The sequence below is a fragment of the Nostoc sp. genome, from assembly GCF_036916575.1.
In the GTDB taxonomy this organism is placed as follows: domain Bacteria; phylum Cyanobacteriota; class Cyanobacteriia; order Cyanobacteriales; family Nostocaceae; genus Nostoc.
On sequence record NZ_JBALGC010000104.1, the window covers coordinates 207,982 to 222,379 of the forward strand.

General features: G+C 42.1%; 16 protein-coding genes. 9 read left to right on the plus strand and 7 right to left on the minus strand.

Annotated elements, in window-relative coordinates; translation table 11 throughout:
- Positions 1 to 80 precede the first annotated feature (80 nt).
- Positions 81 to 1,019, plus strand: a complete 939-nt coding sequence (locus tag V7L29_RS22405) for an alpha/beta fold hydrolase (RefSeq protein WP_334736840.1) — start codon at positions 81 to 83, stop codon at positions 1,017 to 1,019.
- Positions 1,020 to 1,312: 293 nt separating this feature from the next.
- On the opposite strand, the gene V7L29_RS22410 is transcribed toward V7L29_RS22405, so the two are convergent.
- The 3 genes from V7L29_RS22410 to V7L29_RS22420 form a co-directional block, all read right to left on the minus strand.
- Positions 1,313 to 1,963 carry a sigma-70 family RNA polymerase sigma factor gene (locus tag V7L29_RS22410; RefSeq protein WP_334690345.1) on the minus strand — a complete coding sequence of 217 codons (651 nt, stop codon included), beginning with the start codon at positions 1,961 to 1,963 and terminating at the stop codon, positions 1,313 to 1,315.
- Between the two features lie 274 nt (positions 1,964 to 2,237).
- Positions 2,238 to 3,614, minus strand: a complete 1,377-nt coding sequence (locus V7L29_RS22415; RefSeq protein ID WP_334736841.1) for a DUF2330 domain-containing protein — start codon at positions 3,612 to 3,614, stop codon at positions 2,238 to 2,240.
- 66 nt (positions 3,615 to 3,680) lie between these two features.
- The gene (locus V7L29_RS22420) at positions 3,681 to 4,529 is read right to left on the minus strand and encodes an RnfABCDGE type electron transport complex subunit D (protein ID WP_334690347.1); all 849 of its coding nucleotides are present in this window, start codon (positions 4,527 to 4,529) and stop codon (positions 3,681 to 3,683) included.
- Between the two features lie 396 nt (positions 4,530 to 4,925).
- Between V7L29_RS22420 and V7L29_RS22425 the strand changes: the two genes are divergently transcribed.
- The 3 genes from V7L29_RS22425 to V7L29_RS22435 all read left to right on the plus strand — a co-directional run bounded on the left by V7L29_RS22425 (position 4,926) and on the right by V7L29_RS22435 (position 7,193).
- Positions 4,926 to 5,606 carry a polysaccharide deacetylase family protein gene (locus V7L29_RS22425; RefSeq protein ID WP_334736842.1) on the plus strand — a complete coding sequence of 227 codons (681 nt, stop codon included), beginning with the start codon at positions 4,926 to 4,928 and terminating at the stop codon, positions 5,604 to 5,606.
- A 64-nt stretch (positions 5,607 to 5,670) separates the two neighbouring features.
- Complete coding sequence (locus V7L29_RS22430) at positions 5,671 to 6,432, plus strand: HipA-like protein (protein WP_334736843.1); 762 nt, start codon at positions 5,671 to 5,673, stop codon at positions 6,430 to 6,432.
- Positions 6,429 to 7,193 carry an HIRAN domain-containing protein gene (locus V7L29_RS22435; RefSeq protein ID WP_334690350.1) on the plus strand — a complete coding sequence of 255 codons (765 nt, stop codon included), beginning with the start codon at positions 6,429 to 6,431 and terminating at the stop codon, positions 7,191 to 7,193. The genes V7L29_RS22430 and V7L29_RS22435 overlap by 4 nt, the downstream gene beginning before the upstream one ends.
- Here the strand turns inward: V7L29_RS22435 and V7L29_RS22440 are convergent.
- Positions 7,190 to 8,167 carry a carbohydrate kinase family protein gene (locus V7L29_RS22440; RefSeq protein ID WP_334736844.1) on the minus strand — a complete coding sequence of 326 codons (978 nt, stop codon included), beginning with the start codon at positions 8,165 to 8,167 and terminating at the stop codon, positions 7,190 to 7,192. The genes V7L29_RS22435 and V7L29_RS22440 overlap by 4 nt on opposite strands.
- A 362-nt stretch (positions 8,168 to 8,529) precedes the next feature.
- Between V7L29_RS22440 and V7L29_RS22445 the strand changes: the two genes are divergently transcribed.
- The 5 genes from V7L29_RS22445 (at position 8,530) to rfbB (ending at position 12,933) form a co-directional block, all read left to right on the plus strand.
- Positions 8,530 to 8,793, plus strand: a complete 264-nt coding sequence (locus V7L29_RS22445) for a helix-turn-helix domain-containing protein (protein ID WP_334690352.1) — start codon at positions 8,530 to 8,532, stop codon at positions 8,791 to 8,793.
- 511 nt (positions 8,794 to 9,304) lie between these two features.
- A complete protein-coding gene (locus V7L29_RS22450; protein ID WP_334736845.1) occupies positions 9,305 to 10,006 on the plus strand; it encodes a DUF6391 domain-containing protein in 702 nt (233 codons plus the stop codon).
- 116 nt (positions 10,007 to 10,122) lie between these two features.
- Positions 10,123 to 10,323, plus strand: coding sequence for a hypothetical protein (locus V7L29_RS22455; RefSeq protein ID WP_334736846.1), 201 nt, complete (start codon positions 10,123 to 10,125; stop codon positions 10,321 to 10,323).
- Between the two features lie 365 nt (positions 10,324 to 10,688).
- Entirely contained in the window at positions 10,689 to 11,687 is a 999-nt protein-coding gene (locus V7L29_RS22460; protein WP_334736847.1) for a glycosyltransferase, read from the plus strand.
- 166 nt (positions 11,688 to 11,853) lie between these two features.
- Complete coding sequence (rfbB, locus tag V7L29_RS22465) at positions 11,854 to 12,933, plus strand: dTDP-glucose 4,6-dehydratase (protein WP_334736848.1); 1,080 nt, start codon at positions 11,854 to 11,856, stop codon at positions 12,931 to 12,933.
- Positions 12,934 to 13,229: 296 nt separating this feature from the next.
- Here rfbB and V7L29_RS22470 read toward each other — a convergent pair whose 3' ends face one another.
- The 3 genes from V7L29_RS22470 to V7L29_RS22480 form a co-directional block, all read right to left on the minus strand.
- Positions 13,230 to 13,520 (minus strand): LysM peptidoglycan-binding domain-containing protein, encoded by a 291-nt coding sequence (locus tag V7L29_RS22470; RefSeq protein ID WP_334736849.1) that lies wholly within the window; start codon positions 13,518 to 13,520, stop codon positions 13,230 to 13,232.
- 215 nt (positions 13,521 to 13,735) lie between these two features.
- Positions 13,736 to 14,056, minus strand: a complete 321-nt coding sequence (locus V7L29_RS22475; RefSeq protein ID WP_334736850.1) for an addiction module antidote protein — start codon at positions 14,054 to 14,056, stop codon at positions 13,736 to 13,738.
- Positions 14,043 to 14,387 carry a type II toxin-antitoxin system RelE/ParE family toxin gene (locus tag V7L29_RS22480; protein ID WP_334736872.1) on the minus strand — a complete coding sequence of 115 codons (345 nt, stop codon included), beginning with the start codon at positions 14,385 to 14,387 and terminating at the stop codon, positions 14,043 to 14,045. Before V7L29_RS22480 ends, V7L29_RS22475 begins: the two co-directional genes overlap by 14 nt.
- Positions 14,388 to 14,398 lie beyond the last annotated feature (11 nt).

The window sequence follows — 14,398 nt, forward strand, 5'->3', positions numbered from 1 at the left end:
GGCCCGAGTTCCCCAGTCCCTACTCCTACTCCCTCACCTAGCCTACAATTATTAAAAGCAACTTAACACTTCTTTAAATTATGCAGGCAACTACAGCCTCCTCTACAACCCCAATTCCTGGTAAATATTGGCAGTGGCGAGGGCACAGCGTTTACTATGTGTGTGCGGGAGAAAAACAATCGCAACGTCCGCCTTTGCTTTTGGTACATGGATTTGGTGCTTCCACAGACCACTGGCGCAAGAATATCACAGGATTGTGTCAAGATTTTGAAGTATTTGCGATCGACCTTTTGGGATTTGGGCGATCGGCAAAACCAAATTTGCAGTACAGCGGCGACTTGTGGCGCGACCAACTCCATGATTTTATTAGTAAAGTAATTGGTCAAAAAGCAGTATTAGCGGGTAATTCCCTTGGTGGCTACGCTTGCTTGTGTGTTGCAGCACAGCCTCCCAACAGTGCCGCTGGTTTAGTGTTACTCAATAGTGCTGGCCCTTTTAGCGAAAGCCAACCTAAATCTGAGCCTGAAGCTTTACAATCAGAAATTCAGGCTCCCAAACAACCCGCTACTTTGCAGAAATTTATTGATGACGGTACTAAGTGGATTTTTCAACAACCTTTAGCTCAATCTCTGTTATTTCAATACGTGCGACAACCTTGGGTGATCCGTCAAACTCTAGAAAAACTTTATCTTGACAAGAGTGCAATTACAGACCAATTGGTAGAAGAAATTTCTCGTCCTGCTTCCGATCCTGGTGCGATGGAAGTATTTGTATCAGTCTTTAGCACTCCTCAAGGGGAAAAAGTTGACGTGCTACTAAAGCAATTAACTTGTCCTCTGTTGATGTTGTGGGGAGAAGCTGACCCTTGGATAAATGCTAGAGAACGTTCCCTAAAATTTCGTCAATATTATCCTGAACTCACAGAACATTTCTTAACAGCGGGTCATTGTCCCCATGATGAAGTACCCGATAGAGTAAACCAACTTTTAGGCGATTGGGTTTTGTCTATTAGCAAGTGATATAGGCTTTGTATTTGATTCGCTTTCGACTCACTTGCAATGCTGACATTGACAAGTTTGTCTTTGATATTCGATTATTTCAATGGTGCGTTATACTATAGAAATCGTAAATTGTTTTTGAAAAAATCTCAGTAGTTTTGTAAGGTGTCTTAGCAAAGCGTAACGCACAAGCTTGACATGATGCCTTACGCGATTGCTAACACACCTACATGTATTTCAAAAATCACAGAACTTACGCAAAAAGGCAGTGAAAGCCTAGAACTTTCCAAGACGAATGCATGAATTTTGAATTGTTATAACAATCCCTCCAATTCAGCGAATTTACGCAAACGTGGTAGACACTGGCGCTGATAAAAACTACTTAATGTTGGAATTGACAGCCCAAATTCCTCAGATAATTCTTTCCAGCTAACTTCCGGGGGTAGGCGTCTGAGAATTAAAACCTGACAATTCACATCTGGACGCCCTTTAATGTAAGTATCACGCAGTTCTCCTTCAGAATCTGTCTTAATCCATGTCTCCAATTCTTCCAGAATGGGAGGTGCTTGGGGGGTAGCTGGGAGGTTATCTATAGGATCAATGGTTTCACTTATTCCACCCGATGTAGACTGACGAACCCAAGGAGGGACTGTTGTGGCTTGTTCCCGGTTCTGGTTAATGTAAAAGTCTTGTAGTCTCCGTTTTAGGTAAGCATTCAGCCAGGTGATGACACTGCCATAGGTGGGGTCATAGATTTGACCTGTCAAACCTTCACAAACATTGCGGCAGAAATACAACCAAGTTTGTTGTAGTGCATCTTGATAGTATGGAGTACTTTCTCTCCAAAGTCTACTTGCTGTCAAGCGAATAATTTGCGTGAGCAGCTTCTGACGCTGAGGACTTCCAGGTGGGTGTCCACAGGCTTCGGTAACTAAGCAGTGTAGCTGTTCATCGAATTGAACCATGACAATCTTGGCGAAGAAAGCAAGAATATCTTAGTATTGCCTATAACAACGCCCTAAAAAATACCTTTCGTCAAGATTTGATCATTGGGCATTGAGGAACTCGGGGCCCCCGCTCCCGGAGGGAGTGGAGATTAGGGGTAATAGGGATTGGGCAAACAGGGCATTGGGCATTGCTTATTTATTTATGTCTCCCTTGTCCTCCGAAGTTCTGATCGCTGGAAGTCAGCACTCAGACTTCTCTCCTTGTCTCCCTCATCCCTACTCCTCACTTTCTTCAATCAAATCCAAAGTTAGACAAGAAATTTTCCCAGAAGGAATATGTGAGATTTCCGACACTCAGCTTCATTTTATTGCGAATATCTTGGATATTCCCGTTGGTTAACCTAGCTAGAGTCTGGGCTTCTTGTTCAAAACGCTTGGGCAAAGACTGTCTGTATTTTTTACCTGCCTCACACTTAACTTCCCCTTCAAATGGATACTGCAAAATATAACGCCCTTGGAATAATTCACGGTCGGCAGTTTGTAGGAAAGTCAAGTCTTCAGGGAATGTGTCGCGGGTGTAGCGTACATGCAGACGGGAGATGAAGACGTTACTGTTAAAAGAGGGAAAAACAAGCTTGCGGAATGGTGGCACAGCAGTTGGAGAATTATCATTGAGCCAAAATACGCCTGCTTCCTTAAGTTCCTCTGGAGTCAAGGGTTCAGCAGAACAAGGATCGCAACTACCCATATCCCAAGCGTATTCCAAAAAACCAACTCTTTTGCCTTCTTTGGTGTAAGCGGTTTGGAATAGAGATTTGTAGAATTCACCAAATTCATTTTTGATAAATACCGGAATATTGACGTTGGAGGGAATTTTCACCGTCCGATAGTTAGCGATTTCTGCCTCTCCTTGAGGCGAGAGGATATAGACAATTAAATCTTGCTCTGTAGTGGCATTGATCATGCCTAAACGAATTGGCAAGATGAACTTGGGTGATTGATAGGAAATTTGTAGCGGACGGAGGAATTGGTAGCCAGATTCCTCGAATTTATCCAAGTTGACTTTGGCAACAAAGAATTTCATTGAGGAACGGATATAGGGCTGAAGTAACTGTTTCGCCCCTTGAGGAATTTTGTAGCCATTGTTTGTCAGCCAAGTTTCCAGTCCGCCAGATTCTTTGGCACTGAGGATGACAATGTCGTATTCGCCCACGTTGAAACGCGCTTCCACCGTCACACCCAAACTGCGATCGCTTCTCTGAACTTCCGCACTATTAGCTACTGCTCCGCTTGCGAAAGATAGTTTATCAAAAAATCGTGGTAGTGGGGCACAAGGATCTGGGTCAAAATATTCCACCAATCGCGGCGCACTAAAAGCATCTAGGCGCTCGATAATCTTCGGTTCAGTTACACGAACTTGCTCTTTTTGCAGCACTGTTGGCACTGGTACTACGATTGCAAAATCTTTGACTTCGCCTTGGTAGTCGTTTGCCATTGTCAAGACAGTGCGATCGCCATTGCGTGCGATCACCACTTGAGAAGCTTTGTTGTACAGCTTCGTATCAGCTTTGGCTACATAAAATCCACAAAATGCCCAAGCTGCGGGTGCAAAGCACAAAACAGCTACAATTACCAACAATAATGGCGTCAACAGTCGCAAAAATTTCATTTTATACCTCTACTTTTTGGTGCTGAGTTAAGAGTAGAGACGCGATTAATCGCGTCTGTACAGGAGTTAGGAGTGTTGAGTAAGGAAGTTCTCCCCTTGCTCAAGAACAGCTTCCCCTGCTCCTTCATCTGTGTGTTGCCAAGAAAACCGGGGGGCTAACCAGAGAACATCTAATAGAATGGTCAACGGGGCAAGGGCAAATAGTGCCCAGAAGACTGCGGTGGAAACAAAGAAATAATTTCGCAGGATGAAAGTTAATCCGGCGATACAAAATGCCCAAACTACCCGCCCAATTCGGGAATTGGGAATTGATCGCGGATCTGTAATCATAAATAGGGCGAACAGCAGTAAAGACCCACTCATCAGTCGATGCCAGTAAACATCCCAAGTCCAACCCAGCCAGAGATTGCGAATGGCTTCCAGCAAAGAGTAGGCACCCAAAAAAGCTGCTGTGGTGTCCCAGCGACCAATGCGCTGCAAAGTCATGCCACCAGTTCCGGCGAATAAGAGCGCATACCACCACTCTTCACCCCATTGTCCCGGCGAAACCCAGGCATCGGAGGTCAGAACCAAGGCGGAAATGATGCCAAAATTACCAGGGTTGAAGAAATGCTTATTACCGAATTTCAACAGAAATTTGCTTGCGATCGCACTTGCTGCCGCTATTACCATTGTTGTCCAGTGATCAGCCCGCAACAGCAGGCCCAGTCCTAGCGAGGTTATTAAAGCACTGCGAAGATTGGGTATTTGTTCTTTGCCTGTTACCCGCGAGAATATCCATTGGGTTACTATACAAGTGGCGATTAATACCCCAATCAACTCTGGTCGCAACGTCCAGTCTCGTGTACCGATTCCCACAACTAGGAATAAGCCCAGAAATGAAATTTGATAATCTCGTATATCTTTGAACAACATTAACATTTCATCCAGTGTTTATTCGGAGATTTATCCTCAATTGAGACCAGTGGTAGGTCAAAAAGTATTGCTCTTAGAGATTTTTTAGAAAATAGAGCATTGACATTCTCCAGCCGACCTTTCCCAACTAACTTGGGGGTGGTGATTGACCACACTCAGTGGTGAGTCTTAAGTGCTGAGTTATGAGTGAATTAAAAATTACTCAGCAATCTTCATTTATCAAAGCGATCGCTCTGATGTTTTAACGTGTAAGGAGCGCTTATATCTAGAACTCTCTATTTGTACAGTGCATAAGTTCCAGATATAAGCGAGTTAAGCTGTCGTTCCCACGCTTAACAGTCTCATATTAAGTAATCAGTGTAGTTATGCAAGATTACGCAAAAAAGAAAAAACTTTATGCAGCTAGCTCCCCTATTCCCCATTTTCTACCGCATTCTCCAACCGAGTTTTCCCAACTGCCTTTGGGCTGGAAATCCCGATTCTAAAGCGATCGCACTTACATTCGATGATGGGCCCCATCCTGAATACACACCCGAAGTCTTGGCAGTATTAGACCGTTACAAGATTACAGCTAGTTTTTTTTGGTTGGGTGTTTGCGTCAACCGTTCACCAGCGATCGCTAAAGCTGTTAGCGATCGCGGACACTGGATCGGATTACATGGCTACGATCATCGTTCTTTTCCGATGCTTTCCCCAAATGACCTGAAGGACAGTTTAGAAAAAACCCAAGCTGCCATCTACAATGCCTGCAATCTCCAACCTGAACAAGTGCGAGATGTCCGCCCCCCCAATGGTTTATTTACACCTGCGACTTTAAAATTATTCTTTCAGTGGAATTACCGCCCAGTTATGTGGAGCGTTGTACCAGAAGACTGGGTGCGACCAGGCGTAACCACCGTGGTAGAGCGAGTTATGCAGCAGGTCAAAAATGGTTCGCTTATTGTTTTGCATGATGGTGCTTGCGGTGGAGAAGATGTTGCTGCCACAATTCAAATCCTGATTCCGCAGTTACTACAACAAGGCTATGAGTTTGTGACTGTTGATACTCTGTGGCAACGAGCTAAGGCTAACCATTGACTGTTACACATTTAAGGATATGTGAAGTTAATAATTTGCTCTAAATCAGGCTTTTCCAAAAATTATGCCAGAGCAGTTTCGTCTTATTGAGGTTCCCCTAGATGCCCGAGAGGCTAATGAGGATTTGGGAACAAAAGAAAAGTTCTGGTTTCGTCATCAGGATTTAGGTCGTTGTCTATTCAAGAAAGCTAGACCAAACACAGCAGAAGATTGGGCAGAAAAGATTGCAGCCGAGTTGTGCGAGTTACTAGGTTTACCTCATGCTGATTATGAACTGGCGGTATACAATGGCGACAATGGCATTGTTTCACCTTCATTTTTGCCGCCTCAACCAGGTGCAATTCTCAGCCTTGGTAATGAAGTTCTGGCTAGGATAGTATCCAATTATCCACAAGATTCTAAAGACCTATTCCAACACACAATAGATAATGTATTCAATGTTATCGGAGATGCTTCACTAAATTTGCCCATCAACTGGACACCACCAAAGGGAATTAGTCATGCGACGGAAAAAAACAGGCTAACCACGAAAGACGCTGGCTTTTCTGTCCAAGCGTATGTAGAAAGATGCGATTCTGCATTGTATGCTAGAGTTGGTGATCAAAAACCCCTCAAGCTCAAGGCTTTTAATGCATTTTGTGAAGCGCAACAACGGTATCCAGATGCAGCCAGGGTATGGTTAAATAATTTAGCAAGGGTGTCAAGTAATGATACGTTAGAGCTTTTTAAGCGTATTCCATCTAATCGCATATCGCAAACAGCAATTGAATTTGCACAAAAAATATTGGAGTTAAATCAAAGTAAGCTGCTGGACACCCTACTATGAAAACACTTTTTTTAGCTTGGCAAGATCCTAAAAGTCGCGCTTGGCTTCCCATTGGTCGCTTAACATTTGACGGAAAAAAATATCAATTTGTATATACACAAGGTGCTGTAAAAGCTCAAACTGAACATAATTTTCAGCTATTGTATTCCTTCCCATACTTAAACAAAGAATACACATCAGTTGAACTTTTCCCCTTGTTTTCTAATCGATTAATGCGACGCTCTCGCCCTGACTACAAAGATTATATTGAATCGCTAAATATTCCTGAAGGTGAAGACGAGCCAGTTAGCATTCTTTCTCGTAGTGGTGGACGCAAGGTAACAGATTATTTTGAAGTTTTCCCCTGTCCAGAACCAGATGAAAATGGTTTATACCATATCCATTTTTTTGTACATGGACTGCGACATCTTCCTGCTTGTGCAACTGAACGAATTAATCAATTAGAAACGGGTGAAGTATTATATTTAGCTAACGAATTTCAAAATCCCTACGACCCGCGTGCATTGCTTTTATGCACTGAGGATCATTACATCGTAGGTTATTGCCCTCGATATATTGTAGATGATGTTTTTAAACTCAAGAATAAAAATCCCGAACTTGTAAAAGTAAAAGTTGAGCGCGTTAACCCAGTACCGACAGCTCTCCAACTGCGTTTATTGTGCAATATGACCGCAGAATGGCATGAAGATTTTCGTCCATTTTCTAGCCCGGAGTATCAGCCTTTGGTGGCTGATATCCCAGTCGCTTATGCTAGTTCCTAGAGTTGATGTGTGGCTAGAAAAGCTTCGACTTCAGCAGCAGTCGGTTGAGATGCGATCGCACCTGGTTTAATCGTAGTCAGCGCCCCAACAGCACTGGCATAGGTAACAATACGTTTTGCTGTTTCTGCATCCCGCAAGCTGTGGATGCCGTGCTGATTCAGTTGGTGGATGAATCCTGCCAAAAAGCTATCTCCTGCACCAGTTGTATCAACTACGGGGATAGAAAACGAAGGTAATTTGCCTTCGTTCTCACCTAGACAGTAGGTGCAACCGTTTTCCCCATCTGTTACTAGTACTCCTTCAATTGAAGCCAGACGGTAAGTGATGGCTCCGGGATCTGTAGTTTCAAATAGCCATTCAGCTTCTTCTTTGGAGAGTTTGAGGAAATCGACTCGCTTAAATAATTCTGGAATTTTTTGATGAGCGATGTTTGGCTCGTCCCAAAATACAGGACGCCAGTTGACATCCAGCACAATCTTCAAGTCGTAATGTTCTGCTAACTTTAAGGCGCGGTAAATTGCCTGTTCACTTTCAGGATAGGCTAATTCCAAAGTACCCAAAACCAGAAAATCTGCCTCTTGAAACAGCGAATTTGGCAATTGTTTAGCTTGCAGGCGAGTATCGGCAAATTCTGCGGTATCATACTGACCAAATCCAGCGAAGGTGCGATCGCCAGCCAGATCCCGTGTAACATAAACTTGCCGTGTTGGTGCTGTGGGATGGCGTTGTACCCCCGTCGTCTCTACACCTACATCTTGTAATAGCTTGACCAGTGCATTCCCTGCTTCATCTTCGCCAACGGCTCCGATAAATCCCGCTGTCGTCCCCAGCTTGACTAAAGCACAGGCTACGTTAGCTGGTGCCCCTCCTGGGTAGGGAGTCCAAGATTTCACTTCTTCCAGCTTTAGCCCCAATTGATCGGCTAAACAATCAAACAAAATTTCACCAAGGCACAAAACACGGGGATTGCTCATCTCATTTTCAATTTTAGATTTCGATTTGGGATTAGGAATTTACAGTATAAAATCTATAATAATTTTTGCTAATCTGTCGCCAGTCCTTCATAGAATTAAATAGCAATTTTAACTACTCCAATAACATGTATATGCTTTTAATACTCTCTAAAATTATCTCAGTGAATAAACTTAATATCTTTTATGAAAATGCTTAATTTTATACAAAAAAATTTATAGTTTATATTTCTGTCAACTTTAAATCCAAAGAAAATATTGACAATAGTATTACTGCTAACACTTGAAACCCCTACCAACAAAAGAATCCTCTAGAATTAAAAAGAGCGATTAAGTACATATACCAAGGGAGGATAGAAATAGTCATGGCTGGTGGCAAGTCTGAGACCCCCGTTAGTCTGTCAGACAGAGAACTGCAAATTATCGACTTAGTGGCCGCTGGCTTAACTAACCAAGAGATTGCAGGAAAACTGGAGATTAGCAAGCGTACAGTTGATAACCATATCAGTAATATTCTCACCAAGACTGAGACAGAAAATCGAGTAGCTCTTGTCCGCTGGGCTTTACAGTGGGGCAAAGTCTGTTTGAATGATGTCAATTGCTGTCTTCTGCCTAACCAGAGCGAATAAATAATTTACTCGTAGCAACGTAATAGCTCTGGTCTGGTATACTAAAGAGCCAATGAATGAGGTTTACTGATTGTTCCCCTCCTCACGCCTAAGTTTTCAGTGTGAACACTCTACCAAAAGTTCCGAGTCCTTCACTCAGCCGGAGTTTATGTTAGTGGAACCAGCTGACCTTCGGACTCGGAAACTATAACAAAGATCAGAATTCCTTTTCAAATTCAGCAGAACAGATGTAGGACTTACGCATCAGCAACGAAAAATTAAAGGTTTGGGCAAGGTATTAGGGATTGGGGACTTTTAAGAAGCACAGGGGCAGGGGGCAGGGAGAGTAGGGGAAGCAGGGGGAGAAATAAGCAATACCCAATGATCAATGACTAATGACTAATGACTAATGACCAATGCCCCATGCCCAAACTCAACAATCATCCACAAAAATTAGCAACAATTCAGTGGTGCAAGCGTTACATTTGAAAGAAATCTATGTTGCTCCATCGGCTTGGAGAGCAGTGTTCCAATGAATACTTCTGCTTCTTTTCAGAGTGGCTCGTCTCCCTTTGAATTTTTTAACTTAGATCTTACGACACTTGTATCTGAGAAAATTCTGACCCCAGAATACCGACCCTTAGACTTTCCGCAATCCACACAAGATGCCGACTTACTCAGACAGCTATCGTTTATTCCAGGGTTGAAAGAAATTTTGATGCTGCGGCAGGTTCACGCCTTAGAACATGCTACTGTTTGGGTTCTTAGCGAATCAAAAACTGCCTATCCTGCCAAAGGAGAACCTACTAACGTTCAACTAGATAACGAACTATTAGGCGGTTTGTCTACTGAGCAAGGATTCTACCTCTATGGTGAGGTGAATATTAGTGATTTACGGCGTGCGGTCACACTTGCTCGACATCGCCTCACCAGTGGAGAATGGGATTTGGCTGTACATCCTCGTTGCGGCACAAATTTATCAGTAGCAATGCTTTTAACAGCTGGACTAGCTGTAGGTGTGCATCTGTTGCTACCATTTCGACCAATCGAGCAACTTATAGGTTTGGGGTTGGCAGCGACGACAGCCGCTGAACTCGCACCTGATTTAGGTTCTATGGCACAGCGTTACCTAACAACTGCCATTCCTTTTAACCTAGCAATTGAAAATATTACCCGTACACGCGACGTTTGGGGAAAACAGGGGCATTTTGTAAAGGTGAACTGGCGAGAATAAAAACTAAAAAGTAAAAAGTAAAGGAACTCATCATGCATTTTGAAACCACTATCACTCTTAAGGAAGTGTTTCGTAACCAGCACCGACCAGGCTTTCCCGAACCGTTCCATAAAGTTGTGTTCAATGTAGAATCTGATGGAATACATTCCTTAGAGATTGGGCTATGGGTACATCCCTCTTATCCAGACAACGAGATCATCAAGGTTGGACGTTCGTTTCTTGCTGGACGCCTCGCGGATATGACAGGGGTTGCGTCAGAAAGTGCATATACGTCATCTGAGGTTGATGCTCTCTGGCAAACGGTGAAACCAGTCTAAGAGGATGAATGAACAAGTCTAATTTATTACTAACCCTGGCACAGGTGCGGCTATACAGACTTTACCCACCGACCTGGGTTAAAAATCCTTGATTTTCTCTTAGTCCACGGAGGAAGACGAGAGTTTGTCTAGTAGCGAATTATATTCGCCTAATACTTTTCAAACATCCTCTAAGTGCTTTTTGTTTCCTCATTCCTAGTGCATTAAATGTAGGTCGGGTAGAGCGAAGCAAAACTTAACGATCACAGGAATGTTAGGTTTTATATTTCAACCCAATCTACAAAATTTATTGCACTAACTAAGAGTAGACAAGCTACTACAAATTTAAGATTTACTTTATAAATCTGTTCTTAGAGAATTGTGTAATGAGAAAGCTTTACTTTTTACTCCCCGGTACAGATGGCAAATTTGCCTGTGGTGGTCTTTGGGCTGAGTTAAAAGCACTTAATCTGGTTCAGCAGTTCTGTAATGCTGATGTTGTAACTTACCGTCAACGCGAAAAAGGTAAGCTTTTTATTGATGATTTGCTAAAAGAGAAAAATTTAAGTGATGTAATTTTTATTATCAGTTGGGGATTTGATATAGCTCAACTCGTGGCTAAACTTAAGCAATACAATGTCGTTTACCATGCCCATAGTCCAGGCTATCCATTCAGACTAGGAGCGAGTATTCCGATCATCACTGTCAGCCGCTATACAATGGGATATTGGGGAGAAAAATCACCCAATTCTCTGATTTATTATTTACCCAATCAAATTTCTGATGAGTTTCAAAATTTAGGACTGGAACGGGATATTGATGTTTTAGTTCAAGCTCGGAAGTCTTCTGAGTATTTAATTAAAGAATTAATTCCAGCCTTGCAAAAACGTTGTAAAGTATTGGTTGTTGACTCTTATGTAGAAGATTTACCTGGACTATTTAACCGAGCTAAGGTTTACCTGTATGATTCGGCTGAGTACTGGGCACAACAGGGTGTTAGTGAAGGATTTGGTCTGCAACCAATGGAAGCTATTGCCTGTGGTTGTCAAGTATTTTCTAGTGTCAACGGTGGACTGGCAGATTACTTAGACCCTGGATTCAATTGCTATAAAATTGCTGGGTATTCACAAGAATATGATGTTCAACGTATTATGAAGGTACTTAATTCTTCAGTAACAGTTAGCTTGTCTGAAGAATTTTTAGTTGAACATCGTACTGAAAATATTATTAAGCGTTTCCAAGTTATTCTGAATGAGTTAAATGAGTTTTTTGACCACAAAATCCAGCAGCCGTCTAATATTAAGAGTTTGACGAAAAGACGTGTAGTAAAGTTATTTGCACAAAAGATATACGATAAGCTGAAGAAGAAATATCTTAAGGTTTAAATAAATAGGTGGGCGTGAATAATTAAAGGTTTGTAGTAAACGGAATCAAGTCTTTACTATGAGCCAGCTTAATTAATTTTACATTGCGTAATATAGTTAATTTATTATTGCTTACTTAACGAACCGCTCCAAGCGCTGAGAATACAGATACAAGAGAGGAAATTGGATGAGTCGGCGGTTATTAGTTACGGGGGGTGCAGGGTTTATTGGGGCAAATTTTGTCCATCATTGGTGTCAGATTTATCCAGATGATCGGGTAGTGGTGTTGGATGCTCTTACCTATGCGGGGAATCGTCTGAATTTGACGCTGGTTGAGGGAAGAAAGAATTTTCGGTTTGTGCAGGGGGATATTTGCGATCGCACCATTGTAGATCAGTTATTATCAACGGAAAATATTGATACCATCGCTCATTTTGCCGCTGAATCTCATGTTGATCGTTCGATTCTTGAACCTGGGGCTTTTGTGCAAACTAATGTGGTAGGAACTTTCACTCTCCTAGAAGCTTTTCGGCAACATTGGGAGGCAAAAGCACAGCCATCTGATTATCGTTTTTTGCACGTCTCTACTGATGAAGTATACGGTAGTCTGGGCGCAGATAATGCAGCTTTTTGTGAAACTACACCTTATGCTCCCAATAGTCCCTATTCAGCCTCGAAAGCGGGTAGTGACCATTTAGTCCGTGCTTATTATCATACTTATAAACTTCCAACAATTATCACAAATTGCTCTAATAATTATGGCCCTTATCAGTTTCCCGAAAAGCTAATTCCCCTGATGTGTATCAACACTTTGATCGGTAAGCCATTACCTGTTTATGGTGATGGTAAAAATGTCCGCGATTGGCTTTATGTGGGCGATCATTGTCGTGCCTTAGATGTGGTAATCAATCATGGTCAACCAGGGGAGACATACAATATTGGTGGCAATAATGAGGTAGAAAATATTAATCTCGTGCAACTTTTGTGTCAGATGATGGATGAATTAGCACCTGATTTCCCACTATGTCCAGCAAAGCAATTGATTACTTTTGTCAAGGATAGACAGGGACATGATCGGAGATATGCAATTAATGCGAACAAAATTAAAACTCAGCTCGGTTGGACACCTTCAGTAACGATTGCTGAGGGTTTACGTTTAACTGTTGAATGGTATCTCAATCATCGTGATTGGTGGGAACCTCTGCTGTCTGTGGAATATCAAGCTTACTATCGCAAAAATTATCTGCAATCTACAAATGAACGTTGACGAAATAATTACTAATTCGTAATTCGTAATTAAAGAATGGGTATAGAGCCAACACTAAATCAAAAATTTAGTGTTGGCTCTGTAGGTAATATGTATTATGTTGTTTTCTTCAAGAAAATCGTGTTACAAAAATTTGCGAAGCACTGCATCTAAATTTTAAGCATATATACTACAAACTTAAAGTTAGCGTTTGAAAAAATTTTTGCAACACAATTACCGAAGGTTATAATCAAGGTGAGGCGGATGACCCAAATTTCAATTTACGTTCTACCATTTTTTAAGCACGCAGATTATATTTAGGTCAACTCTATTTGCTTCCTAACCCTGCCCGTAACGCAAGGGATATTAAGTACTTGACCAGGACGAATCAGGTTGGGGTTAGATCCTATCTTCTTTTTATTAGCCTTGTAAATTTGAGGCCACTTACTACTATCTTCACAATAACCCTTAGCTAAACCCGATAGCGTATCACCGCGCCTTACTGTTACTGTGAAACCTCCTCTGACAGAAGCTTGGGCTTCATCTGAAATTTCGCTAAATAGTTCCAAATCAGCCAGACGCGGTTCAGAAATTTTTCTAGTAGTCATTGTTTGTTTCCTTTGAAATTAAGTTGATTAAAATGTAATTAGCTGTATATTGTCTAATCACACTTCAATCTTCTGAAATTTCATCTATAATTTAAAGTCTTTGCATCTACTTTTATTTGCATAAATCAATGAGTTATGTTTTTTTAACGTAAGTTGCTAGTTAGTGCTCGTAATCTGCACACAATAGTGTCACAATCGATAACTACTGATGTGATTCACTCTGCGGCTGGAGGCATGATTTTTTGTGGCGTGAGACAATATCCCAGCGCCTTCATGATGGAATTGACGTTTTCAAGGCGCGGGTTGCCATTGCTGGATAAGGCTTTTTGTAATCCCCGGCGTGTCATGCCTGTTTGCTCGGCTATCTCGCTAATTCCCCGTACATGGGCAACGGCGCGCAAAGATGCTAACAACGCGCCGGAATCGTTGTCTTGTGCATATTCCTGAAATATCTCGGTCAAATAATCGTCGATTTCTTCCGGGTGCTTACGCAAGTACTCTTCTTCAAATTCATCAAGTGTTCTAAATTTTCTCACGGCTTAGGTACTCCTTCCAGTAAGCTTTTGCATCCTCGATGTCCTGATTCTGTGTGCTTTTGTCGCCTCCACAGAGTAAGACAACAATATTTTCAGCATCTTCGCCGAAATAGACGCGATAACCAGAACCAAAGAACATTCGCAACTCGCTCAAACCATCTCCTATCGGCGCAACATCGCCGTAATTGCCTTGTTCAAGGCGGCGTAGACGTTGCAGGATGCGTCGTTTTCCTTGTTGATCGCGTAAATTATCGATCCACTCTGCAAACGGCTCGTAACCGTCTTGATTGGCATAGATGATAATCTGTTTTGGTTGTGCTTCTTTGGCCACTTTCAATCTTT